Origin of the sequence: Ruegeria sp. HKCCD7559, from assembly GCF_013110575.1 — a bacterium.
In the GTDB taxonomy this organism is placed as follows: Bacteria; Pseudomonadota; Alphaproteobacteria; order Rhodobacterales; family Rhodobacteraceae; genus Ruegeria.
Window position 1 is genome coordinate 149,336 of the sequence record NZ_WVQU01000006.1, and the last position, 24,647, is coordinate 173,982.

Consider the following 24,647-nt stretch of genomic DNA (forward strand, 5'->3'; position numbering starts at 1 on the left):
TCACGCGCGTCCGTGCATCGAAGTCATCAGGCCCAAGCCGCCCAAGGGATATGGCCGCTCGGGCCGCACTTGGGGAAATAGACGGTCCTGTCTTACGTACGGGTTCGAAGATGGCGGTCTCGACGATAGCGACACAAACATGTGGCATGGTCGCCCACGCCGGCGCGCCGTTCCTGCCAGCGCTTGGGCACGGAGGTTCTCCGACAAGAAGTCAACGTCGCTTTTCTTGAGGCCGCCCTGTTTGCCACCGTCTCACACCAACGTAAAAACCTACTTGCATTACAAGGGGTACAGACACGCGACCTGATGCGTTTCTCCGGCCAGTTCAGGCAATGTTGCCCTGCACTGATCGGTTGCCAGCCAACATCTTTGCGCAAAGGCGCAACCTTTTGGAATATTCATTGGCGACGGCAGTTCGCCCTCAAGCTTGATCCGTTCTTTTCGGGCCATAGGGTCTGCTCGGGGCGTCGTGGACAGCAACGCCTTGGAATAGGGGTGGCGCGGCGCGGCGAACAGCTGTTCTTTGGGCGCCTTTTCAACAGCGCGCCCCAGATACATCACGATCACGTCGTCTGCAAAATGTCGAACCACGGAAAGATCGTGCGAAATAAACAGATAGGCGAGGTCAAGCCGTTCCTGCAAATCCACAAGCAGGTTCAGGATCTGCGACTGGATCGAGACGTCGAGTGCCGAAACCGGCTCATCCAGAACCAGGACCCTGGGATTCAACATGAGCGCGCGTGCAATGGCGATACGCTGACGCTGCCCGCCAGAGAACATATGTGGATAGCGATCATAATGCTCGGGGCGTAATCCTACCATCTCGATCATGTCGCGCGCTTGTGTCTCGCGGTCTGCGGCGGACATGTCCGGACGATTGATGATCAGCGGTTCCTGCAAGATCTGGCCGATGCGTTGACGTGGATTCAGCGATCCATACGGATCCTGGAACACGATTTGCACCGTTTCCCGCATCTTGCTCCACCGCGACGGGGTAATGTCGACACCATCAATCGTCAGCCTGCCCGACGTCGGCTCTTCAATCATCGTGACCAATCGCGCCAATGTTGACTTGCCACAGCCGGACTCTCCGACGATGGCCAGAGTCTTTCCCGGTTTCAGTTCGAAATCCACCCCAGAAAGGGCCTTTACCGTCGCTGACTTGGACAGCAACCCGCCCTTCACCGTGTAAAACCGGGTCAGATCTTTCGCCTGAACGATGGGGTCGGTCATGCCAATTCTCCGGCCGCAATTTTTTCTACGTGGTGACAACGCGCCTTGCCGAGGGCGTCGGCATGGGGGGTCGGCGGTATTTCAGCGCAAGTTGCATCAGCAAACCGGCATCGGGGGCTGAACAAGCACCCTGCGGGGCGATCGAATTGACCCGGCACAACGCCGGGAATCGTCGGGAGGATCTTGGAGGTCGCGCGCTCGGGCAAGGCGCTCAGCAGGGCCGATGTATAGGGATGACGCGGCGTGCGGAACAAATCACGCACGGGCTGCTCTTCGACTTTTTGTCCGGCATATTGCACCTGAACCCGTTCGGCGGTTTCGGCCACCACCCCCATATCATGAGTGATCAGCACTAGGCCCATATCGTGCTCGTCCCGCAACCGAACCAGCAGGTCGAGTATCTGCGCTTGAATGGTGACATCCAGCGCAGTGGTCGGTTCGTCCGCAATCAGCAGCTTGGGCTTGCAGGCGATGGCCATCGCGATCATGACGCGCTGGTTCATGCCCCCTGACATCTGATGTGGAAAGGTGGTCAGACGGCTTTCCGGGGCCGGGATGCCGACCTGGTCAAACAGCTCAATCGCGCGCTGGTGGCGGTCCTTGCGGTTCAAACCTAGATGGATGCGCAGGGCCTCTTTGATCTGGAATCCCACCGTGAAACAGGGGTTCAGCGACGACATCGGCTCCTGAAAGATCATTGCCATGTCCTTGCCGATGATCTTGCGGCGATCGCGGGCCGAAAGACCGGCCAGATCCAGCCCCTCAAAACGCATCTCGTCAGCGGTGATCGTCGCGGTCCAGGGCAACAACCCCATCAGCGCCAGCATCGACACCGACTTGCCCGAGCCGCTTTCGCCGACGATGGCCATCAGCTCGCCCCTGTCGACCGACAGATCGACACCGTCCACGGCGCGGAACTTGCCCGAGGCCGTGGCGAATTCAACAGTCAGGTTGCGGATCTGCAAAAGCCTCATGCGATCAGCTCCGTTTCAGTTTCGGGTCAAGCGCATCACGCAGGCCATCACCCATCAGGTTGATGGCAAGAACGGTGACAAGAATCGCCAGACCGGGGAAAGTAACCACCCACCAGGCGCGCAGTATGAATTCGCGCGCTTCGGCCAGCATGGTACCCCATTCCGGAGTGGGCGGCTGCGCGCCCATGCCCAGAAAGCCCAAGGCAGCTGCATCCAGAATTGCTGTCGAAAAGGACAACGCCGCCTGGACGATGATCGGAGCCAGACAATTGGGCAGCACGGTGATGAACATCAACCGTGACCTGCCAGCGCCTGCCACGCGCGCCGACGTGACATAATCCTTCTGACGTTCCGCCAGAACCGACGCGCGGGTCAGGCGCACATAGTGGGGTTGGAAAACGATGGCGATGGCAATCATCGCGTTGGTCAGCGACGGGCCAAGGATGGCCACCAGCACCAGTGCCAACAGCAGCGACGGAAAGGCCAGAACGATATCCATCACCCGCATGATCAGCGTATCGACCCATTTGGGGGCAAAGCCCGACAGCAGGCCAATCATCACGCCGCCCGACACCGCCACACAGACGACGACGATTCCAACAAAGAAGGAATAGCGCGAGCCCATGATCAGGCGCGACAGCATGTCCCGACCCAGCGGATCGGTACCCAACGGGAAAGCCCAGCTTCCGCCCTCCTGCCAAGCAGGCGGTTGCAGGATATGATCGCGGAACTGTTCGGTTGGGTCATAGGGGGCCAGAAGGGGCGCAAAAGCTGCACAAAACACAAAGGCTGCAAAAACCCAAAGCCCGATGACAGCGCCGCGGTTTTCGCTGAAGTAGTACCAGAACTCTCGCAGGGCGCTGGGGCGGTCTTCCGTTCTGGGCGGGGTTGAAGATAGTTCGGCCATCACCGCCTCCGAATTTTGGGGTTGATGATGCCATAAAGGACATCGACCAGCAGGTTCACCAGCATCACGATCACCGCGATCATCAGCAATCCGCCCTGAACAACCGGGTAGTCACGGCGAAAGATGCTGTCGACCATCCACTTTCCTATGCCCGGCCAACTGAAGATGGTTTCGGTCAGGATGGCCCCCGCCAGCAACGTGCCCACCGACAGGCCGATCACCGTAACAACCGGAATCAAAGCGTTTCGCAGCGCGTGCAATCCATTGATCCGCGAAGGTGACAAACCCTTGGCGCGCGCGGTGCGGATGTAATCTTCGCCCAGAACTTCCAGCATCGCCGACCGGGTCTGGCGTGCGATAACCGCCAGCGGAATCGTTCCCAGCACAATCGTCGGCAGGATCAGATGGCGCACGGCTGATCCGAATGCTCCTTCCTGACCCGACAACAGGCTGTCGATCAGCATAAAGCCCGTGACGCTGGGAAAATAATACAACAGGTCGATGCGGCCCGAGACCGGCGTCCAGCCCAGATTGCCCGAGAATATGATGATCAACAGCAGCGCCCACCAGAAGATGGGCATCGAGTACCCGACCAGCGCCGAGGACATCAGCGCCCGGTCAAAGAACTTCCCTCGGTTCACCGCCGCGATCACACCTGCGGGCAGACCCAGCGCAACGGCAAAGATCATGGCGCACAGGGACAACTCCAGCGTTGCGGGGAACAGCGAAAAGAACTCATCCCATACGGGTTTCCTTGTGACAAAGCTTTCGCCCAGATCACCCTGAAGCACTCCGGTGAGGTAATCCCAATACTGCTGCAACACCGGCTTGTCGAAACCCAGCTTTTCGACCATTTCCTGATAACGTTCTTCCGTCATGCCGCGTTCCCCGGCCATCACGATGATCGGATCGCCGGGCAGCACCCGGATGAACATGAACGAAATCAACGTCACGCCCAGAAATGTCGGAACAAACAGGCCAAGACGGGTAAGGAAATAGCCAAGCATCAGCGACCTATGATTGTAAGTTCTTTGGGAAAGCGGGTCAGTGACCGACAGCCATCCCCGGTGACGAGAACGTCATCTTCTATGCGAACGCCGAACTTGTCCAATGCATACAGACCGGGTTCGTTGGTCCAGACCATGCCCGGCAGGATTTTCTGGCTGTTGCCGCGCATGATATACGGCGCCTCATGCACATCCCGGCCCAGACCGTGACCTGTCTTGGTCCGGATACGATCGGCAAAGGGCGAGGCCTCAAGCACGCCTGTGACGGCGTCGTCGATGTCATGCGCTGTCACGCCGGGGCGGCAGGCTTCGAACCCGGCTTTGTTGGCGCGCAAAACCGTGTCGTAGACATCCCGGCCTTCGTCCGGGACGTCCTGAACGAAAAAAGTTCGCGTGATGTCGGCCGCAAAACCATGTTTTCGAGCGCCAAAGTCGAACAGCAAGGCATCGCCTGCTTTGATCCGGTAGTCGGCGCGCGCCTTTCCGTGCGGTCGTGCCGAGTTGTCCCCCGCAGCCACGATGGGGGAAAAGGCCAACGACTCGGCGCCTTCCGCAAAAAGCGCCTGTATCAGCGCCTGCTCGATCTGTTTTTCGGTCTGACCTGCACGAACACCTGCAATCACACGCTCCAACGCGCGTTCCGAAATATCGATGGCCGCTTGCAGCGCGGCGATATCTTCTTCGGTTTTGATGATGCGAAGGCCTGAGATTTCGCGCTCGCCGTCCACAATCCGCAGATCCGGAATTGCGCGGGTAAACGCGTCTGACACGAAAAACCGCATCACCTGACCTTCGACGGCCAACGATCTGATCGGACGATGCGCTGCCAGCGCGGAAAATGCGCGGTCATAGCCGGTCTGATCGCGCCAGTCGAATACGGCACCCTCAAATCCAACCAGATCCCATGAGGCGAGTTCCAGATTGGGCACGATCGCCGCCGGATCACCCAGGGCCGGAATCACCACGACAAAAGGGCGCTCGTGGCTCATGAAGGATTTGCCCAATGCGCGGGTGAAATTTGGACCCGGCACCAGGGCCACTGCGTCCACTGACATATCCATTGCCAATTGGCGGTATTCGGACAAATCCGGCATTCTGCCCGACCTCCTCAATAAGAAAGCCGGAGCCACCAATCAGGTGGCTCCGGTTTGTGAGTGGTGGTTTATTCGACGCTCACACCATAGAAGATGTGACCGCCCAGAGGGTGCACCTTATAGCCTTGCACCTTGTTGCTCATGGGCATGTAAACGACCGAATGCGCGATGGTTGCCCACGGAGCCTGCTCTTTGAACACAACCTGCGCTTCTTCATACAGTTTGGTCCGCTCGGCCTGATCCGTGCTTTGCTTGGCCTTCAGGATCAGGTCTTCGAATGGCTGATGGCACCATTGCGCCCGGTTGGATGCTTCGACCCCGTCACAGCCCAGCAAAACCGCCAGGAAGTTATCCGGGTCGCCATTGTCCCCGGTCCAGCCCAGCAGAACGGCACCGTCCCGGTTCAGTTCTTTCGAGCGGGACAGGTATTCACCCCATTCGTACGAGACGATTTCGACGCCCACACCGATCTTGGCGAAATCCGCCTGGATCAATTCGGCCATGCGACGGGCATTGGGGTTGTAGGGGCGCTGGACGGGCATGGCCCAGATTTTCATCGACAGGTCCGAAACACCTTCGGCCTCAAGCATCGCCTTGGCCGCTTCGGGATCATAGGGATCGTCCACGATAGCGTCGTTGTAGCCCCACATGGTAGGCGGGATCGGGTTCTTGGCCACCTGGCCCGAGCCCTGGAAGACCACGTCGATGATCGCCTGCTTGTCGATCGCCATGTTCAGCGCTTTGCGCACCTTCGGATTGTCGAATGGCGCCATGGTGGTGTTGTAGGCCAGATAACCAACGTTCAGGCCCTCTTGTTCCAGCATGTTGATGTCCGGATCATCCTTCATTGCCTGAATGTCGGCAGGGTTCGGATAGGGCATCACATGACATTCGCCTGCTTTCAGCTTTTGATAGCGCACAGACGCATCCGGCGTGATGGCAAAGATCAGGTTTTCGACCTGCGCCGGGTCGTTCCAATACGCATCATTGGCCGCGTAACGGATCACCGCGTCTTTTTGATATGCCACGAACGAGAAAGGTCCGGTGCCGATGGGTGCCGTATTCAGTTTTTCCGGCGTACCGGCTTCCATCATTGCCGCAGCGTATTCCGCCGACACGATTGAGGCAAAGTCCATCGCCATATTGGCGACAAACGGTGCTTCGGGCTTGGACAGGGTAAATTTCACCGTGTAGTCGTCGATCTTTTCGATGGACTCGACCAGATCAGGCATCCCCATACCCTGGAAATATTCCCAGGTTCCGCCTGACACTTGATGATAAGGGTGGTTTTCGTCTTTCTGACGCATGAAGGAGAAAATCACGTCATCCGCGTTGAAATCGCGGGTCGGCGTGAACGCGTCATTCGAGTGGAACTTGACGCCCTGGCGCAGCTTGAAAGTGTATTCCAGACCATCATCGCTGGCCTCGACACTTTCGGCCAGGCCGGGGACCACATTGGTCGTGCCCGTTTCAAATTCAAGCAACCGATTGTAGATCGGATGTGAAGACGCATCAAAGGTCGTCCCCGCGGTGTACAGCGCAGGATCGAACCCTTCAGGCGATCCTTCGGAACAATATACAAGTGTATTTGCCTGCGCCACGGCGCCCGTCAGGGCGATCGCAGTGGTTGCGGCCAGAAGTTTGAGGTTCATGATTTTCTCCCAGAAAAGGACTTTGAAAGACAATCGCATGGCTCTTTGTCGCCAGAGCATTCAGTGACAGCACAGGTCGTCGCGATCCCTCTGCCTAATGTATCCAAAATACAATATCTAATGTCAACAGTGTCTTTCTGCCGAAATCTTTGAGGAGTCTTTCTACCGTTGCACCCTGATTTCCGGATCTCATTCTCATCTTCGCTGCGAAATCGATACGACGACCCGAAACCCTCTCCCGGGCACTCAGACCTTTCTGTTAATGGGTGCTGTTAGCATGCGCTCATTGCCTGCACTCTCACGTCTTGTTCGTATGCGTAACCGCGCGCCAATCCCCCGAGGGAGGGTTGGTCAAAAGCTTGTTTGCGCGCAGCTTCATGGCGACGGACACAGGGTCCCCGCCCCGCGTTTTGTCCGCGGCCTCAAACGCAGCTATCGCCTGCTCGAACCGGCCGGAACGATAATGCGCAAGACCTTGTTCGTAGGTCTCGATCCAATCAAGGGATCCTTCAAAACCGTCGGCCATCGCAATCAGCTCATAGACCACCAGCTCCTCGGTCCGGCCAAAGACCGCGAGCGTGTCCAGCTCTCGGACGACAATTGCATCGGCGGCTTCGTGCCGGGTCTCGGGACCGATCAGAATGCGCGTACCATACTCCTTGTTGGCCCCTTCCAATCGGCTGGCCACATTCACGACGTCACCGATCGCCGTGTAGTTCAACCGCTGCTCTGACCCAATGTTGCCAACCAGTGCTTCACCGCTGTTCAACCCGATCCTGACACGCAGGGAATTTCCGGCCTCGTCTTTGATGCCCGCATCTTCCACGGTCGCGACAAGATCCAGCGCTGCGCGGCAGGCATTTTCGGCATGGAGAGCATCCTTGCGCGGTGCCCCCCAGATCGCCATGACCGCGTCACCCATGAATTTGTCGATCGTCCCGTCATGGCGCGCGACGGCAGCTGCGGCCGCAGAGAAAAAGGGCTCCATCAACTGGATGATTTTGGGGCCGAGTTTTTCCGACAACCCGGTGAATCCGGTCACATCGCAAAACAATACGGATATCTGCTTCATGTCGCCACCGGGCTGCGTTTTGATGCCTTCAGCGACCAGCATTTTCACAAGATCGGTCGGCACGTATTTTCTGAACGCGGACAATCCTGCTGCCATGCTGGCCGTTGCCGCAGACAGATTGGCAAGCTCGGAAAGGTTTGAAGGCCGGCGTGGAATGCGTTCGACGTCGAAGCGTTCGATCTTGCTCAGATCCTCGGCAATGCGCGCCAAAGGATTGGCTACAATTCGACGGATCAACCAGATCGCCAGAGCGGTTGAGACGATCACGACCCCGATCAGGATATAGATCAGGTCTATCAAGGTTGCATTGATACCCGACAAAAACGCCGCCTCCGGAATGACCGTAGCGACGCGCCACCCGTAAAAACCCAAAGGTGTCAGGGCCACCGCATAGGGGACGCCGTCGATCACCACGCGCTTCGTCGAACTGCCCGCTGTCTTGCCATCCGGATCGCCCAACAGTTTTTCCCCCGAGATCTGGGCAACCTCGTACAGTTCACCCTCGCCCATGCGCGCCGGTGTAACTTCGTCCGCTTTTGCGTCGGGAACGGCAATTACTTTGCCATCAGCATCCAGAATAAAGGCAGCTCCAAATTCGCCGGGCTCAAGCGTCGCCAGAAAGCGTGACAAACGGTCGGTTTCTATTGCGACCGCAAGGACACCCTGCCGTGCCCGGTTGACATCGATCGGCCCCGCAAATGCGTATACGGTCTTGTCACTGCCCGGAAGATCGCGCGCTTCGATCCATCCCATCGTGTCCAGGGACATGAAATTGTTGAACCAGGCATGATCGCGAGGATCATAAGAGGTCGGAACAAAGGTCCTTTCTTCGAACTGAATATCCCCGGGAACAAAAATGTATCGATCGGTTCGCAGGTTCCGGTCGCGGATGGCCTTGTCGATCTCGATCATCTCAAGCCCGCTGTCGCCCAACCGATGCGACGCGAAAAAATTGCCGTCCGGCCAACCGAAGAAAATCCAGGAAATATTCGGCTGCGCCTGCAACTGAGACAGAAACACGAACTCTCGTTTATCGGCCTGCCGTGTTGCGATGACATTCTGTACAAAAATCGTGCGCACCGCCGACCATGCGGCTTCGGCGGATCTGAGGGTTGCCCCGACTTCGATACGGACCGCGTTTGCAATCTGGCTGTTGATCTCAGCGGCAAGCATGCGGCTGTTGTCCCGCGCGGTCGTCCACCACAGCGAATGAACAACAAAGGTCGACACGCCGATGGATACGGCGACCAGCATAGATACAGCAATGCCGACACTGAACCGCATGAAAACCCCGAAAAGAATGTCCTGTACCACAGTATTCGGTTGAGATGGCAAGAAGAGCAAAGCTTAGTTTGCTCCAACCCCTAAAAATCACGCAACTGTTAAGCACATGTGTATGCCGGGACCGAAATCAACAGCACCTAGTCACTTGCCAATGGCCAGAGTACAAACCTTGTCCGTGGCGGAAATCAACTGCCCTTGGGTCCGGGTTTGCGACGTTTTGGAACTGCGTTGCCACCCTTGGCGGATTTGACGGCCGCCGCGCGTGCACGATTCTTCTTGCTGTTTGGCTTGCCTTTCGGTGGCGGCGGACCTTTCGGCGCGTCTCCGGCTTGTTTGGAACGACCCCTCTTTTGCTCGACACTGTCGGGCTTGCGCTTTTTAGGTTTTGCGCCCGAAGCCCTGAACTGGCTTTTTGCTTCGTCATCCGACGCTCGGCGGGTTTCGGTCGCGGGCACGGTCTGGGCAAGCTGAGCCTCGGGCTTGGATTGGCGGCGGTGCGCTTTCCGCTCAGCCGGAGAGTTTTCCTTTTTGTGTCCTGTAGGTCTGCCTTTGAACTTACTTTTGAGACCGGACCGACCGGTTGACGACAGGTCCGGTGCTTTATCCAACCGCACAAGGTCTTTGGTTTCTTCGATTTTCATCTCTGGACCAATGGCGGTCAAAAAGCGGTCGACACTGGCTTCACTGATTTCGAAATAAGTTACGTCCTCGGCAATCCGAATGGCACCAATGTCGTCTTTTGTCAGATCGCCCGCCTTGCAGATCATCGGCAGCATATGACGGGGGGACGCATTCTGATTGCGCCCTTCGGACAATGAAAACCAGACGCCGGGCCCAAAGGATGCCCGTGGTCTTGGGGTGGTCTGATCGACCGCCGACAGCTCTTCCGGGGCGGAATGGCGCAGTTTGTATTGCCTGAGGTAAGCGGCCGCGATTTGTTCGGGCGTGAAGCGAGCAATCAGTTTTTCAACAGACGGCCGTTCGCTTACCGTAATCTCTACCTGCCAGTCCTCTGATGCCAGCATCCGAACCTGATCACGCTCGTTCACCTCGTCGGCAGACGGGGCCAATCCCCATTCTGCTGTCAGCTTGGCAAATTTCAGAATGCGCTCTGCCTTTTTTCGCGATGATGGCGCGACGATCATGGCGCTGACGCCCTTGCGCCCGGCGCGACCTGTGCGGCCAGACCGGTGCAGCAGTGTTTCATGGCTGTTGGGCAGTTCGGCATGGACCACCAGATCAAGGTTGGGCAGATCGATGCCGCGGGCCGCAACATCGGTTGCGACACAGACCCGGGCCCGTCCATCACGCATGGCCTGCAACGCGTTGGATCGTTCGCTCTGGGTCAGCTCACCGGACAGGGCCACGACAGAAAACCCCCGGTTCGACAGGCGAGCGGTCAGGCGCGAAACCATTGCTCGGGTGTTGCAGAAAACGATGGCATTGGGGGCCTCGTAATATCGCAGCACATTGATTATCGCGTTTTCACCATCACGCGGCGCCACCGTCATGGCCCGATACTCGATATCCGCGTGCTGGGTCTGTTCGCCGACCGTGCTCACACGTACCGCCTCGCGCTGATACCGCTTGGCCAGATTGGCAATTGCGCGTGGCACAGTGGCAGAAAACAACAAGGTCTGACGATCTGCGGGTGTTTCATCAAGGATGAACTCAAGATCCTCGCGGAACCCCAGATCCAGCATTTCATCCGCTTCGTCCAGGACAACCGCTCGGATAGCTGTCAGATCGATTGAACCTCGATTGATATGGTCGCGAAGTCGTCCCGGAGTGGCCACAACGATATGTGCGCCTCGGGCCAACGCGCGACGTTCATCCCGAATGTCCATGCCCCCGACGCACGAGGCCAGAAACGCTCCCGCTCCGGAATACAACCAGCCAAGTTCCCGTTTTACCTGAAGTGCCAGTTCGCGGGTCGGTGCGACTACCAGCGCCAACGGCGCTTCGGGTTTGCCGAGCGTTTCTTCATCGCCCAGCACCCTGTGCGCTATCGCCAGACCAAACCCAATGGTCTTCCCTGATCCGGTCTGTGCCGAAACCAACATGTCGCGCCCTTCCAGTTCGGGCTGGGTGACGGCTCGCTGAACTTGGGTCAATGTATCATAGCCCTTGCGCGCTAGCGCATCTGCAATGGTTTGTTTCACGGTGGTGGTTCTTTGTATCGGCCAGGTGATAGGCGCTGTGCGGAATTGCGATCAGCGGATCATCCAAGGGTAAAGACAGCCCCTTACCGGCTGCCATCCCGGTTGTATAGACGGGAAAACGGGCATTTTCGCCGAAAAGCTTCCAATAAGGGAACACCCTGACAGGTCAGACCCTGACGCAACCGCCAGGGCCGGGCCGCGTCAAGCCTGGGTCAACGCGGGTACAAAATTCGACATCTTGCTGGCAGATGCCTGCCGTTGGGCGTCGGAGAAACGCACCGGACACACACAATCGTGCCGATCATTTCGATGACATGACCGTCGTCGATGCGACATAGGTCAAACAAGAGCCCGAGCTGGTTCGTTCCTGATCTTGTTGGCCCGATCTCAAGCGCTTGTTGCCCGATGAAGTACTCTGCCACGGGTCAAACCATTCACTTTTTCGATGATGGCATCGGCATCAATGCAGTGGTGGCGATAGAGATCACCGATCGTTCCTGTCTGGCCAAAATGTTCGACCCCCATCGGAATGGTCTGATGACCGCGCACAGCGCCCAGCCACGACAATGTTGCAGGATGCCCATCAATCACGGTGACCAGATTGCAATGCGCCGGCAGGCCAGACATCAGGGCCTCGATGTGGGAAAGTGCGGCGGGGTTGCCCCGCGACCGCACGCGTTGTGCAGCCGTCCAACCGGCATTCAGCCGATCCGCGGACGTCACGGCCAAAACGCCGATATCGCGACGGCCCTCGCCGATGATACCGGCGGCCCTGATTGCCTCGGGCGCGACGGCACCTTGATAGGCGATTACAACTTCGCAATTGGGCCCCGGTTTTCGCAACCAATAGGCCCCATCGATGGCACCTTGGCGGAACTCGTCATCCACGCGTTTGCCCGGCTGCTCAATCGGGTTGGTCGTCAGACGCAGATAGACGGAACCGCCGGTTTCATCGCGCAGCCATGTGCGCTCGTCCGGTTGCCCTTCACCGTCGCGTTGCAGATAGTCGAAGGCCCATTCCATGATCACCGCCAGTTCATCAGCAAAGGCGGGTTCGAATGCGGCCAGCCCGTCCTGGCTCATGCCGATCAGGGGGGTACCAACGGATTGATGCGCTCCGCCTTCAGGTGCCAGTGTCACGCCCGATGGCGTACCGACGAGAATAAAGCGTGCATCCTGATAACAGGCATAGTTTAGCGCATCGAGGCCGCGACTGACAAAGGGGTCATAGACGGTGCCGATCGGGATCAACCGTTTGCCAAACAGGGAATGCGACAGACCCGCCGCTCCCAGAAGTAGCATCAGGTTCATTTCGGCGATCCCAAGCTCGATATGCTGCCCTTCCGGAGTGAACTCCCATTTCGCCGTCGAAGGGATCCGATGTTCTATGAAGGCATCGGCTTGCATGGATCGGGCAAACAGCTTGCGCCGGTTAACCCAAGGCCCCAGGTTCGTCGTGCCGGTGACATCCGGAGAGGTTGTCACGATGCGTTCGGTCAACGGGCCATCACCTTTTGACAGATCGTCAAGGATCTTGCCAAACGCCATCTGGGTCGAGATTTCACGGCTGGTGTCGACCTCGATCCGTGGCACGTCCAGCTTGTCATCGAAATAGCGGCGCGGACCCTTGGCAAAGAACGGTGCCTTTGCCAGAAAATCCTTGAATGCGGCTGGGTCCTGCACCGTCGCAAGCGGCTCCCATTCCTCGCCCTTCGGCACGCCCATATGCGACTGCCACGCGGCGAACTGGCTGTTGTTCATCAGCCCGCCGTGATTGTCCTTGTGACCTGCGATGGGGGTGCCCCACCCTTTGACGGTGTAGGCCAGGAAACAGGTCGGGCGATCATGATCGATGGCGGCAAATGTCCGGGCCATGGTCTCGACGCAATTGCCGCCAAGGTTTTCCATCAGGGCAGCCAGCTCTGCATCCGTCCGCCGTTCGATCAGGGCGGTCACATCCCCCTGATCCCCCAGATCGTCCATGAGACGCTGCCGCCAGACTGCGCCACCCATGAAGGTCAAAGCCGAATATTCCTGATTGGGGCACGCATCGATCCAGTCGCGCAGGCGATCGCCACCTGGTTCTTCAAAGGCCGCGCGTTGCAGAACCCCATATTTCACGCGCACGACATCCCAACCGAACGCATCGAAGATCTTTTCAATCCGTTCGAACAGCCCTTCGCGGACGATGCCATCCAGGGATTGCCGGTTGTAGTCAACGATCCACCACGTATTGCGCAGGTCGTTCTTCCAGCCTTCCTGCAATGCCTCGTACACATTGCCTTCGTCCAGTTCTGCGTCGCCTACAAGGGCCACCATCCGCCCCATCGGAGCATCCGAGCCCCAGCGCTTGGCCTTGATGTAATCCTGAATGATCGAAGCAAACGAGGTGATCGCGACACCCAAACCCACAGACCCGGTAGAAAAATCGACGTCGTCGATATCCTTGGTCCGGCTGGGATAGCTTTGCACACCGCCAAAACCACGGAAGTTTTCCATCTTCTCGCGCGTTTGATTGCCCATGAGATACTGCATCGCATGGAAAACCGGCGAGGCATGGGGTTTGACCGCCACCCGGTCTTCAGCGCGCAGGGCCGAAAAATAGAGCGCGGTCATGATCGACACCATCGAAGCAGACGACGCCTGATGGCCACCAACCTTGATCCCATCCACCTTTGGTCGGATCTGGTTGGCATTGTGGATCATCCAATGCGACAACCATAGCAGACGTTGTTCAACGATCTTCAACTGAGTGGGATCAATGTGCATGGCGGTCTCCGGGTTCAGGCGGCGCTGCGGGCAGGATACGGCAAAGCTTGCTCCAGGTCTGCGAGGATATCTTCGACATCCTCAAGCCCGACGGACAAACGGATCAAACCATCGCTGATCCCATGCGCGGCCCGTTCTTCCGGGGTATAGGTCGAATGCGTCATGGATGCAGGGTGCTGGATCAGCGTTTCGGCATCGCCCAAGGACACCGCGCGCTGGATCATGTTCAGGCGGTTCATGAATTCGATCCCACCGGACAGGCCGGACTTGATCTCGAACGCGATCATGGCGCCGGGTTGGGACATTTGCCGCTGCGCGACATCATGCTGGGCAAAGCTTTTCAGCCCGGGAAAATAAACCTCACCGACGGCGGGGTGCGCCTCGAGAAAATCAGCGACGACCTTGGCTGACGCGCAATGACGATCCAGACGCAGGTTCAGTGTTTTTAGACCACGCAGGATCAGCATCGCGTTGAAAGGGGCCATGACCGCACCGGTCATATCCTTCATTCCGACCAGGCGGATTTCGGCGATCTGTTCGGCGGTGCCGACAACCAGACCAGCGACCACGTCGCCATGCCCACCGAGATATTTGGTGGCAGAATGCAGAACGATATCCGCCCCGTGCTCGATCGGGCGGGTCAGATAGGGGCTGGCATAGGTGTTGTCGACGACAGCCGTTGCACCGACCGAATGCGCAATTTCGGCGCTGGCGGCGATGTCCACCAAGCGCATGTTCGGATTGGCCGGAGTTTCGAAATAGACAACGCGGGTTTTGTCAGAAACGGCAGCTTTCAGGTTCTCTGGGTCTGTCATGTCGACATGGGTGATCGTGACCCCCCATTTTGCCAGACCGTGGCGCATGAAGGCGAAGGTGCAGCCATAGAGCGTTTTGTCCACGATGACTTCGTCCCCCGGCGACAGCAGGGTCCAAAGCACTGCCGTGATCGCCCCCATGCCGCTGGAAAGGGCCAGTCCGGCCTCGGCCCCTTCAAGCACCGCAATGCGTTGTTCCAGAAGGTCACATGTGGGGTTCGAAATACGGCTGTAGATATGACCTGCGCGTTCACCGGCGAACATCTCTCCACCAGCCTCTGCGGTTTCAAAGGTAAACGTGGACGTCAAATGCAGCGGTGGGGTAAGGGCGCCGTCATTTTCCAGAGGGTTGTAAGCGTGGTGAATGGCGCGGGTGGCAAATCCGGTTGAACGAGTCATTGCAAGCTCCTGTTTCAAGCTGACGCCAGTTTGCACTTTTACTTTGGGCTTGTGCTTGCAAATAGTATCAAAACAGCGATCTATATTGGCAGATTCTGCCAATTTTAAGGTTGAAATGGACGATAAAGACAGACAGATCATTCGGGCGCTGCAAAAGGACGGGCGCATGACGAACCAGGACCTTGCCGACGAGGTGAACCTGTCTCCGTCGCCGTGTCTGCGCCGGGTCAAGAACCTCGAAGCGCGCGGGATCATAAAGGGTTACAGCGCAGATGTGGACGCCGCCGCATACGGCATAGGCATTACCGTTTTTGTGCGGGTCCGGTTGGAGCGACACAATGAAACGGACGTACAGAATTTCGAAAAACGCGTTCGGATGATCGACGAAGTTCTTGAATGCCACGTGCTGACCGGGGCAATGGACTACCAGCTGCGGGTGTTGGTATCGGATCTCGAGGCATATGAAGAATTCATACGAAACAGAATTCACCCGATCGGTGGGATTGCTTCGATCGACACCAGCTTTGTTTATGGAACGGTAAAGAAGACCGCCGTTTTTCCACCCTGATGGAACGCGCCCGGCCAATCTGCGAACTCAGGTTGATGTGCATGTTTAACGCGCGCCGGGATAAGGTTTCACAGCCAACTCATGGCGGCGCGGGCGAGAGGACCTTTGAGCCTCGGTCGCAAAGGGTCGTGGCGCGCAGCCAGCCCTTGATTCTGTCGAACATTATCTTGACGCGATTGCGCCGCTTAGCGTGCTTTGCAGGCAACCCGCACTGTTTGCGCCCCCGGATTCTGGCACGCATCCCGAAGATCAGACATGTTCACCGCTCGTTTTTCGAACCGTGAACACGCTGACCTGCCGAATTCAATGGGTTCCGGGCCTAGTAGGCGACCATCGTCAAAAGCTCATATTCCGCAACCATTTCATCATCCTGTTGGGTCAGGGTGACATGCCAGCGGACTTCGCCGTATTCTTCGTTCCGTTTGGTCTTGGCCTTGACCGTCAACCGCACCTTGATGGTATCACCCGCCTCGACGGGCTTCATGAATCGCAACCCGTCAAGACCTGTGTTTGCCAGAACCGGGCCTTCGTTCGGTTCAACAAACAATCCGGCTGCAAATGACAGAAGCAGATACCCATGGGCCACACGGCCCGGGAAGAACGGGTTCCGTTCCGCCGCTGCCTGATCCATATGTGCGTAGAACGTATCGCCGGTGAAATTGGCAAAGTGTTCGATGTCTTCCATCGTGATTGTACGGGGCGCCGTGTGGAGGGTCTCGCCAATCGCCAGCTCGTGGAACCGGCGCGTGAACGGATGGGCTGGCCCTGCGACCTCGGTCGCGCCGGGAACCCATTTGTTCCCGATCGCGGTCAGCAAATCGGGTGACCCCTGAATGGCTGTCCTCTGCATGTAGTGCTTCACGCCACGCACACCGCCCATCTCCTCGCCGCCACCAGCGCGTCCGGGTCCGCCGTGAACCATATGCGGCAGAGGAGAGCCGTGGCCGGTGGATTCCCTCATCGAGTCACGATTGTTGAAATACAGCCGCCCGTGATAGACCCCGGCCCCAAGGGCAACTTGCCGCGCCACATCCACGTCACGAGTTATGACCGATGCCACCAGCGACCCCTGCCCGCGGTTCGCCAGATCGATCGCATGGTCAAGATCGCGATACCCCATCACCGTGCTGACCGGGCCAAAAGCCTCGGTGTCATGGACGCGTCGGGCCGCATCCGGATTGGCACAGTGGTACAACATCGGCGGCAGGAACGCGCCTTTCTCGGCATCCGCCCCATCAACCTGAAAATCGTCAGGGTTGCCGAAAACGCGCTCGGCTTCCTGCCCGATGATTGCCGCCTTTTCCAGAACATCGCGTTTCTGACCGTTCGAGACCAGCGCGCCCATGCGTGTGGTTTCCAGCCGCGGGTCGCCGATGACCGTTTTTGCCAACCGCGCGGACAGGGCTTCGATCACCGCCTGCACCTGAGGCTCTGGGGCAATGATCCGGCGGATCGCCGTACATTTCTGCCCGGCCTTCGTGGTCATCTCGCGCTGGACTTCTTTGACGAAAAGGTCGAATTCCGGCGTTCCGGGCTCGGCATCAGGGCCCAGGATCGAGCAGTTCAGACTGTCCTGCTCGGCCACGAAACGAACAGAATTCTCTAGGATGACCGGGTTGGAACGCAGTTTCGACGCCGTTTCCGCGGATCCGGTGAAACTGACCACGTCCTGCATGGTCAGACGGTCCAGCATATCGCCCAGACCACCCGAAACCAGCTGCAACGCGCCTGCAGGCAAAATGCCGGAGTCCAGCATCAGCCGGACGCATAGTTCGGTGACGTAACACGAGTTCGTCGCCGGTTTTACGATGGCCGGAACGCCTGCCAGAAGGGTTGGAGCCAGCTTTTCCAACATCCCCCAGACAGGAAAGTTGAACGCGTTGATGTGAACCGCCACCCCATGCAACGGGGTGCAGATGTGCTGCCCCAGAAAAGTGCCATTGCGCGACAACTGCTCGACCTCACCGTCCAGATAGACATATCCGTCCGGCATCTCGCGTCGACCTTTCGAAGCGAAGACGAACATCGTGCCGATACCACCGTCTATGTCGATCAAGTGGTCGGACTGGGTCGCACCTGTGCTGAAAGACAGGTCATACATTTCCTGTTTGTGCTGACCCAAATGAACGGACAACGCCTTGAGCATCTTGGCCCGCTGGTGGAACGTCATCTGCCGCAGCGCCGGCCCGCCGACATTGCGCGCATAGTCCAGCATCCCCTGCACATCCAACGCGCTATTGCCGGCCTTGGCGATCACCTCGCCGGTGACTGCGCTTGTAATATTGCGGGCACCCGCACCGGGCGCAACCCATTCACCGGCCGCGAAGCTGGAAATCTGTTGGATTGTCATGAGCGTCTCCTCATTTGTTGTGTGAACTTCGCGCGGCCATATGCCCGTCTCACGAAACCATAATATAAACCGTACGGTCGGTCAATAAATTGGCGAATTGTCACCCAAACCGCACATCTCAGACTTGCGCTGGCAGTCGCGCGAAACCCCGAAACCGGATGCGCCCGCCCCGTTCGGCGCCGTCAGTGATGCGATAGGTCGGGAATCGCGCAAGAAACCGTCCGACGGCCACGCGCCCCTCCATACGGGCCAGGGTCAGGCCGACGCAGGTATGGGGACCTCCGGCAAACGCGTGATGCTTGTTGGGGCGCCGATCCAATACAACCTCATTAGGTTGTTCAAACTGCCGCGGATCGCGATTGGCCGCGCCGATACACAGGTGAATGTCCGTACCTGCCGGAATGGTCTGACCGTGGAACGTTACATCTTCGGTGGTCAGACGATTGCCAAACTGATTTGGGCTTTCCAGCCGCAGAAACTCGTCCACTGCCGTGTTGATCAGATCCGGATTGGCCAGAAGATCGGCCCGCTTGTCGCGGTGCCGTTCCAACAGTTCCAATGCGTTGCCGATCAGGTTGGTGGTGGTCTCGTGCCCTGCATTCAGAATGAAGATGCAGTTCTGGTACAGCTCGACCTCGGTCAAGCCACCGTCGGTGTCATCCTGCATCAACCGTGTCAGGACATCCGTCGCAGGATCTCCGGGGTTGGCCCGGCGATCTTCGATGACATGCCGAAGATAGTCCTTGAAATCAGATACCGACCGGTTGCCCCACTCTTCCTGCTCGGGCGTCAATTGGGGTTCCAAAGCGCCCAGAATAGCCAAAGACCAATCCCGCAAAGGGCCACGTTCCGATCTGGGAATGCCAAGCAGGTTGCCGATGATCTCGATCGGGATGGCACCGGCGAAATCCTCGATCAACTCTACCGAGCCCTTGGCCTGCATCTCGTCCAGCAGCCCATCCACAAGTTCAATCAGGCCCGGTTCCATCTGCGCCAGCGCCCGTGGGTTCATAGCGCCGACCATGACCTTGCGGACGCGGGTATGCAGGGGCGGATCGTTGAACACAAGGCTGGTGGTATGGTGTTCGTACAGCGGGCTATCGATACCGTATTTGGGGCCGAAAACCGCCTTTTTATCCGAAATGAAACGCTCGGTATCCCGGTACACCAGATCCAGATCGTCATACCGCGACAGGACCACCGAACCATCGGGCTGCCAGCAGACGGGCGTGTTTTCGCGCAACGCGGCGTAGGTTGGATAGGGATCCGCATGAAACCCGTCCGAAAGCGCAGTCAGAGAGAACATCAGTGACCCATCGCTCCCATTTGTTCGGGAAGGACCAGAACCAGCCACGGCACCAGAACGATCAGAGCCAGACGGAAGATGTCTGCCACCCAGAACGGTGTGACCCCCTTGAAGATTGTTCCGGTCGATACGTCCCCGACCACGCCTTTCAGAATGAACACGTTCAGACCCACGGGCGGCGTGATCAAACTGATCTCGGTCACGACGACGACAACGATGCCGAACCAGATCGGATCGTATCCCAATGACGTGACCAGAGGGAAAAAGATCGGAACCGTCAGCAACAGCATCGACAGCGATTCAAAGACGCATCCCAGAATGATGTAGATCCCGAGGATCATCAGGATCACGACGAAGGGCTCCACCTCATATGCGGTGACCAGGGCGATCAACGCTTCGGGCAGACCGGCCAGGTTGATGAAATTCGAGAAGATCTGCGCGCCGATCAGAACCGAGAACAGCGCTGCGGCGGTGAAGCTGGTTTCCTTCAGCACTTCAAAGGTCGATCTTAGGGTCAGCCCGCCGCGCGACAATGCGATCAGGAACGCCCCCATCGCGCCCATACCAGCGGCTTCGGTCGGACTGAAGGTCAGGTTCAAAGGATGGAAATCGAACACTCCGTACAAGCCGCCGATCACCAGGAAGAACAACAGCAACACCGCCCAGACCGAGCGCAGGGCCGACAGGCGTTCGCCCCAGCCGTGGCGTTCACCGGCGGGGCCGGCCTCGGGCCTGCGCCAAACGGTCCAGCGCACCGCGAACAGATAGAAGAGGATACCAAGTACACCGGGAATTATGCCCGCAACGAAGAGTTTGCCGATCGATGTTTCGGTCAACAGGCCGTAGATCACCAAAATGACCGACGGTGGGATCAGGATACCCAGCGTGCCACCGGCGGCAATCGACGCGGTCGACAACTCATCCGCGTAGCGGTACCGGCGCATCTCGGGCATCGCGACTTTGGACATGGTCGCAGCCGTTGCCAGCGAGGAACCGCAAATGGCCGAAAAGCCGCCGCACGCGGCAACCGTCGCCATGGCGATACCACCTCGGAAGTGGCCCAGGAAGGCGTTTGAAACCGCGTATAATTCGCGCGCGAGCCCGCCCTTGTTCACGAACAGACCCATGAGGATGAACAGTGGCACGACCGAAAGGCCATAGTCCTGTGCCGTATCGGTAATCTGGCGACCCACCATCGACATGGCGGCCTTCAGCCCGCGCTCGGACAGGATGCTGCCACCGCGTTCATATGCGAACCCAAGCGTCCCCACGAGGCCCATCGCAAACACAATGGGCAAGCGTACCAACACAAGAACCAGGACAAGGGCGAAACCGATCAGTGCGGCAGTCATCAGGCGTGCTCCGACAAGGTTTGGGGGGCAAAAATGTGCAAAAGACCGGTGATGACCATCGCAACGGCCGTTATTGCAGTGAAGGCGGCGATGAACCAGCCGACATAGAAGACAGGGATCGACAGGTATTCGGTGACGTCCCCGTAATCCCGTGCACGTTCAGCCAGAACCCAAACGCGCTGAATCGGCCAGATCAGCATGATGCCAGACACCAGATAGACAATTGCATCGCGTGCCCTGCTCAGCCGCAGGCGGGAAAAAATTCCATCGGTCAGGTCAACGGCGATTTGCCCTTTCCCGGCCGAAATCATCGGCAGAACCGAGAACACAAGGATCGCCATCAGAATCCGCGTCAGTTCGGTTGCCGCCTCGATCGGAGCATTGAAGACTGAGCGTAGGATGACGTCAAAAAAGGTCATCACCATCAGGATGAACAGCGCCACACAGGCCAGCACCGTCGGAATGATACTGACGCGACGCGCGAAGGTCACGATAGATTGCATGATTGGCCCCCAACGGGTGAAGATGGCTGGCGGGTCAACCCCGCCAGCCGGGCTGTGTTACTGGGCAGCCATTTCGTTAACGATCATGTCATAAGCGGCTTGCGCATCAACACCGGTGCCATTGACCTCTTCGATGACCTTGGCGCGCACATCGGCAGCAATCGCGTTGAACTTTTCCAGATCTTCAGCAGAGGCTGCATTGATCGCGTTGCCCTCGGTCTGTTCGGTCGCCTCACGGCCGATCGCGTCGATCTCATCCCAGATTTTACCGATTTCGCGGCTCAGCGGTTCGCCGAAGACCTTTTCTTCCAAAGCGGCCTGCACATCGGCGGGAAGATCCGCAAAAGTGTCTTCGTTCATGATGAACGCAAATGAACCGCGATACAGGCCACCCGGAACTTCATATACGTTCTGCGCCACTTCAGTCAGCTTGAAACCCTTACGGGATTCAAATGGCATAACCACACCATCAGCAGCTTTCGACGCGAGTGTCTCGTATACTTTCGGCGCGGGAACCTGGATTCCGGTTGCGCCCAGCGCCGTGCCGACATCTCCGCCCACACCACCCGGGATACGCACCTTGAGGCCTGATACCTCGTCGAGGTTGGTCACGGAGCTGCTGGAATGAAGCTGTGCCGGGCCGTGTGTGTGCAGGGCGATCACTTTCACACCGCGATGTTCGTCCGCTGCCTTGAGATACTTGTCGTATGTACGCCAATACGCGACCGAGGCCGCTTCGGCCGAGCCCTCATATCCGGGCAGCTCAATCATCTTGGTGGTGACGAAACGACCGGGCTGGTAACCATGGAAGATGATCGACGCATCCGCCGCGCCATCCATGATCAGATCCATCTGCGCCGGCGGCGGGGCAATTCCCAGCTTCAGTTCAGCAGTGACTTTGCCGTCGGTGGCTTCTTCGACCATTTCCACGAATTTCGGCCACATCTTCGCGTTGATGCCGTGGGTCGGCGGTGCCCAGCTGGAAATCGTCAGCGTATAATCCGCCGCCAGCGCCACTGTGCCCGAAACAGCCAGCGCGGCCGAGGCCAAAAGAGTGCTCAACTTGGTGAACTTCATGGTTTTGTCTCCTCCCTGTGAAACATGACTCGAGAATGCGTTAATGGTCACTTTTGTAACCATCAACATGTTAATTGTTTTCCAATTGGCCCGCGAGGCGCCACGAACCTGGGCTTTCTTTCACTACGGTTAGCATATTTGCGGCGCACCGGCTGATGCCGATTTCGTTGCAATAGTTCATCGGTCCTCCTCTCCAGCGGGGAAAGCCATATCCATGGATTTGAACCATATCGACAGCTTCGGCGTTTTCCGCGATCCCCTCTTCAATGATCAAAGCGCCCTCGTTGGCCAAGACCGCCAGCAACCGCGAACAGATTTCCTCGTCCGAAAAATCCCTGCGGGTGATGCCCTGCTGGTCGGAATAAGCTTCGATCAATGCCTCAACTTCGGGATCACGAACCGGATCACGACTGCCCTCTTCGTAGCGGTACCACCCTTTGCCGACACGCTGGCCGAAACGCTCACGCTGACAAAGCTGGTCCGCGATGGTGACATAACGTTCGTTCGGGTCGCGGTTGGCGGAATTGCGTTTGCGGTTCGCCCAGGCAATTTGAAGACCGGTCAGATCCTGAAGCTCGTAAGGCCCCATGGGCATCCCGAACGCCCGCATTGCACGGTCCACCTGATAGGGAAGCGCCCCATCTGCCAGCAGATAATCGGCCGCGCGCCGATAGGCGGCCAACATGCGGTTGCCAATGAACCCATCGCAGATACCCGACAGCACCGAAACCTTGCGAAGCTTCTTCCCAAGCGCGACCGCGGTTGCGACCACTTCAGCAGACGTTTGCGGAGCTACCACGACCTCGAGCAACTTCATGACATGGGCCGGGCTGAAGAAATGCAGCCCGATGCATCGGGCCTGATTGCCGACGTCCGCGAAAATTTCGCGCGGGTCCAGATAGGACGTATTGGTGGCCAAAATCGCATCGCTGCTCATATGGCTTGCCAGCTCGTCAAATACCTGTTGCTTGACGGACAGGTCTTCAAAGACGGCCTCGATCGCCAGTTCGGCATCCGCAGCGTCTGCATAACTGTTCACCGCACGAAACGCAGCAAGGCGATCCCGAAGCTGCGCCTCGGACATCTTGCCTCTCTTGACCGCGCCTTGCAGCAGACCCTCGACCCGATTGTGCGCCGCGGCCGCGGCGTCAGCGTCTCGCTCGATCAACGTCACGGACAGCCCGCCGTTCAGGGCGGCAGTTGCGATCCCTGCCCCCATCAACCCACCTCCGACAACGGCGATCCGTGTTATGTCACGGGCGGCCACGTCTTTGATCAAAGAAGGTTTGGACACGGCCCGTTCAGCAAAAAACGCGTAGCGCAAAGCGCGGCTTTCCGGGCTTTGGCGCAACTCCAGATGGCGCGCGCGCTCTTTCGGTTGTGCGGTGGCAAATGGCTCAACCGACCAACCAAGCGCCGTCAGGTTTTCCAACGGCGACTTCTGCCCCTTGGCGCGTTTCTTCAAAGCCTCGCGGCTCGTCTCCAACAGATCCGGCGCAAATTCCGCCACAGCACGCTGGCTGACGGGTATTGGGCGTTCGGGCAGATCCGCTACCAAGTCCAGAACAGCAGCCTTGGGGTCTTCGGCGACAAGGTCGACACCGCCAAGCTCGGCCAGTGTCTCTGCCTTGAAAATTTTGCCCGAACAAGCCATGTCAATTGCAGCCTGCATCCCGACAAGACGCGGCAATCGTTGTGTGCCCCCTGCCCCGGGGATCAAGCCCACATTGACTTCCGGCAGACCAAAACCCGTTCCCGGCGCTGCGATCCGCCACGCACAGGCCATGGCGATTTCGAACCCACCACCCAGCACGTTGCCATGCATGCAGGCAATGAACGGAACCTCGCTGTCTTCGATTTTCTGAACCACGTCGGGCAAGTGCGGCTCGACCGGCGGCGCATCGAATTCGGACATGTCGCCGCCTGCGACAAAGGTTTTTCCAGCGCAACACAGCACCGCCACCCGCGCCCCCTTGACCGCATCAACGGCGTCAGACAGCCCTTGGCGAACTCCTGTCGACGTCGCGTTTACCGGCGGGTTGTCAACGGTGACCCACGCCACGTCGCCCTTAAATTCAACGCTCACCAGCGACGACTGCGACATTTGCAATCCCTTTGATCGG

General features: G+C 58.2%; 17 protein-coding genes. 1 reads left to right on the forward strand and 16 read right to left on the reverse strand.

The window, feature by feature from the left end:
- Window positions 1–279: 279 nt before the first annotated feature.
- From GS605_RS15925 to GS605_RS15970, 10 genes are all read right to left on the reverse strand, one after another.
- The gene (locus GS605_RS15925) at window positions 280–1,233 is read right to left on the reverse strand and encodes an ABC transporter ATP-binding protein (RefSeq protein WP_171636482.1); all 954 of its coding nucleotides are present in this window, start codon (window positions 1,231–1,233) and stop codon (window positions 280–282) included.
- Window positions 1,230–2,207 carry an ABC transporter ATP-binding protein gene (locus tag GS605_RS15930; protein WP_171724606.1) on the reverse strand — a complete coding sequence of 326 codons (978 nt, stop codon included), beginning with the start codon at window positions 2,205–2,207 and terminating at the stop codon, window positions 1,230–1,232. Before GS605_RS15930 ends, GS605_RS15925 begins: the two co-directional genes overlap by 4 nt.
- Window positions 2,208–2,211: 4 nt before the next feature.
- Window positions 2,212–3,114, reverse strand: a complete 903-nt coding sequence (locus GS605_RS15935) for an ABC transporter permease subunit (protein WP_152460560.1) — start codon at window positions 3,112–3,114, stop codon at window positions 2,212–2,214.
- A complete protein-coding gene (locus tag GS605_RS15940) occupies window positions 3,114–4,121 on the reverse strand; it encodes an ABC transporter permease subunit (protein WP_171724607.1) in 1,008 nt (335 codons plus the stop codon). The genes GS605_RS15935 and GS605_RS15940 overlap by 1 nt, the downstream gene beginning before the upstream one ends.
- Window positions 4,121–5,215: a Xaa-Pro peptidase family protein gene (locus tag GS605_RS15945; RefSeq protein WP_171724608.1), complete on the reverse strand. Its 1,095-nt coding sequence runs from the start codon at window positions 5,213–5,215 to the stop codon at window positions 4,121–4,123. Before GS605_RS15945 ends, GS605_RS15940 begins: the two co-directional genes overlap by 1 nt.
- A 68-nt stretch (window positions 5,216–5,283) precedes the next feature.
- Window positions 5,284–6,867, reverse strand: coding sequence for an ABC transporter substrate-binding protein (locus GS605_RS15950; protein WP_171724609.1), 1,584 nt, complete (start codon window positions 6,865–6,867; stop codon window positions 5,284–5,286).
- A gap of 298 nt (window positions 6,868–7,165) precedes the next feature.
- Window positions 7,166–9,223 carry an adenylate/guanylate cyclase domain-containing protein gene (locus GS605_RS15955; RefSeq protein WP_253283327.1) on the reverse strand — a complete coding sequence of 686 codons (2,058 nt, stop codon included), beginning with the start codon at window positions 9,221–9,223 and terminating at the stop codon, window positions 7,166–7,168.
- A gap of 185 nt (window positions 9,224–9,408) precedes the next feature.
- Window positions 9,409–11,385 (reverse strand): DEAD/DEAH box helicase, encoded by a 1,977-nt coding sequence (locus GS605_RS15960; protein ID WP_171724610.1) that lies wholly within the window; start codon window positions 11,383–11,385, stop codon window positions 9,409–9,411.
- 387 nt (window positions 11,386–11,772) lie between these two features.
- Window positions 11,773–14,154, reverse strand: coding sequence for a 1-deoxy-D-xylulose-5-phosphate synthase N-terminal domain-containing protein (locus tag GS605_RS15965; protein ID WP_171724611.1), 2,382 nt, complete (start codon window positions 14,152–14,154; stop codon window positions 11,773–11,775).
- 14 nt (window positions 14,155–14,168) lie between these two features.
- Entirely contained in the window at window positions 14,169–15,368 is a 1,200-nt protein-coding gene (locus GS605_RS15970) for a methionine gamma-lyase (protein WP_171724612.1), read from the reverse strand.
- A 115-nt stretch (window positions 15,369–15,483) separates the two neighbouring features.
- On the opposite strand from GS605_RS15970, the gene GS605_RS15975 reads away from it, so the two are divergent.
- Window positions 15,484–15,936 (forward strand): Lrp/AsnC family transcriptional regulator, encoded by a 453-nt coding sequence (locus GS605_RS15975; RefSeq protein ID WP_171636498.1) that lies wholly within the window; start codon window positions 15,484–15,486, stop codon window positions 15,934–15,936.
- Window positions 15,937–16,255: 319 nt separating this feature from the next.
- Here GS605_RS15975 and paaZ read toward each other — a convergent pair whose 3' ends face one another.
- The 6 genes from paaZ to GS605_RS16005 all read right to left on the reverse strand — a co-directional run bounded on the left by paaZ (window position 16,256) and on the right by GS605_RS16005 (window position 24,628).
- Window positions 16,256–18,286, reverse strand: a complete 2,031-nt coding sequence (gene paaZ / locus GS605_RS15980; RefSeq protein ID WP_171724613.1) for a phenylacetic acid degradation bifunctional protein PaaZ — start codon at window positions 18,284–18,286, stop codon at window positions 16,256–16,258.
- 118 nt (window positions 18,287–18,404) lie between these two features.
- Complete coding sequence (locus GS605_RS15985) at window positions 18,405–19,592, reverse strand: cytochrome P450 (RefSeq protein ID WP_171724614.1); 1,188 nt, start codon at window positions 19,590–19,592, stop codon at window positions 18,405–18,407.
- Entirely contained in the window at window positions 19,592–20,944 is a 1,353-nt protein-coding gene (locus tag GS605_RS15990) for a TRAP transporter large permease (protein ID WP_171636504.1), read from the reverse strand. Before GS605_RS15990 ends, GS605_RS15985 begins: the two co-directional genes overlap by 1 nt.
- Window positions 20,944–21,447, reverse strand: a complete 504-nt coding sequence (locus GS605_RS15995) for a TRAP transporter small permease (protein ID WP_152460571.1) — start codon at window positions 21,445–21,447, stop codon at window positions 20,944–20,946. Before GS605_RS15995 ends, GS605_RS15990 begins: the two co-directional genes overlap by 1 nt.
- Window positions 21,448–21,504: 57 nt before the next feature.
- Window positions 21,505–22,524, reverse strand: coding sequence for a TRAP transporter substrate-binding protein (locus GS605_RS16000; RefSeq protein WP_171636506.1), 1,020 nt, complete (start codon window positions 22,522–22,524; stop codon window positions 21,505–21,507).
- Between the two features lie 70 nt (window positions 22,525–22,594).
- On the reverse strand, window positions 22,595–24,628 hold the full coding sequence (locus GS605_RS16005; RefSeq protein ID WP_171724615.1) for an FAD-dependent oxidoreductase: 2,034 nt from the start codon (window positions 24,626–24,628) through the stop codon (window positions 22,595–22,597).
- Window positions 24,629–24,647: the final 19 nt, after the last annotated feature.

Coding starts and splice junctions, on each gene's coding strand:
- GS605_RS15925 (WP_171636482.1), bottom strand. CDS start 1,233: ATGACCGACCCCATCGTTCAGGCGAAAGATCTGACCCGGTTTTACACG.
- GS605_RS15930 (WP_171724606.1), bottom strand. CDS start 2,207: ATGAGGCTTTTGCAGATCCGCAACCTGACTGTTGAATTCGCCACGGCC.
- GS605_RS15935 (WP_152460560.1), bottom strand. CDS start 3,114: ATGGCCGAACTATCTTCAACCCCGCCCAGAACGGAAGACCGCCCCAGC.
- GS605_RS15940 (WP_171724607.1), bottom strand. CDS start 4,121: ATGCTTGGCTATTTCCTTACCCGTCTTGGCCTGTTTGTTCCGACATTT.
- GS605_RS15945 (WP_171724608.1), bottom strand. CDS start 5,215: ATGCCGGATTTGTCCGAATACCGCCAATTGGCAATGGATATGTCAGTG.
- GS605_RS15950 (WP_171724609.1), bottom strand. CDS start 6,867: ATGAACCTCAAACTTCTGGCCGCAACCACTGCGATCGCCCTGACGGGC.
- GS605_RS15955 (WP_253283327.1), bottom strand. CDS start 9,223: ATGCGGTTCAGTGTCGGCATTGCTGTATCTATGCTGGTCGCCGTATCC.
- GS605_RS15965 (WP_171724611.1), bottom strand. CDS start 14,154: ATGCACATTGATCCCACTCAGTTGAAGATCGTTGAACAACGTCTGCTA.
- GS605_RS15970 (WP_171724612.1), bottom strand. CDS start 15,368: ATGACTCGTTCAACCGGATTTGCCACCCGCGCCATTCACCACGCTTAC.
- GS605_RS15975 (WP_171636498.1), top strand. CDS start 15,484: ATGGACGATAAAGACAGACAGATCATTCGGGCGCTGCAAAAGGACGGG.
- paaZ (WP_171724613.1), bottom strand. CDS start 18,286: ATGACAATCCAACAGATTTCCAGCTTCGCGGCCGGTGAATGGGTTGCG.
- GS605_RS15985 (WP_171724614.1), bottom strand. CDS start 19,592: ATGTTCTCTCTGACTGCGCTTTCGGACGGGTTTCATGCGGATCCCTAT.
- GS605_RS15990 (WP_171636504.1), bottom strand. CDS start 20,944: ATGACTGCCGCACTGATCGGTTTCGCCCTTGTCCTGGTTCTTGTGTTG.
- GS605_RS15995 (WP_152460571.1), bottom strand. CDS start 21,447: ATGCAATCTATCGTGACCTTCGCGCGTCGCGTCAGTATCATTCCGACG.
- GS605_RS16000 (WP_171636506.1), bottom strand. CDS start 22,524: ATGAAGTTCACCAAGTTGAGCACTCTTTTGGCCTCGGCCGCGCTGGCT.
- GS605_RS16005 (WP_171724615.1), bottom strand. CDS start 24,628: ATGTCGCAGTCGTCGCTGGTGAGCGTTGAATTTAAGGGCGACGTGGCG.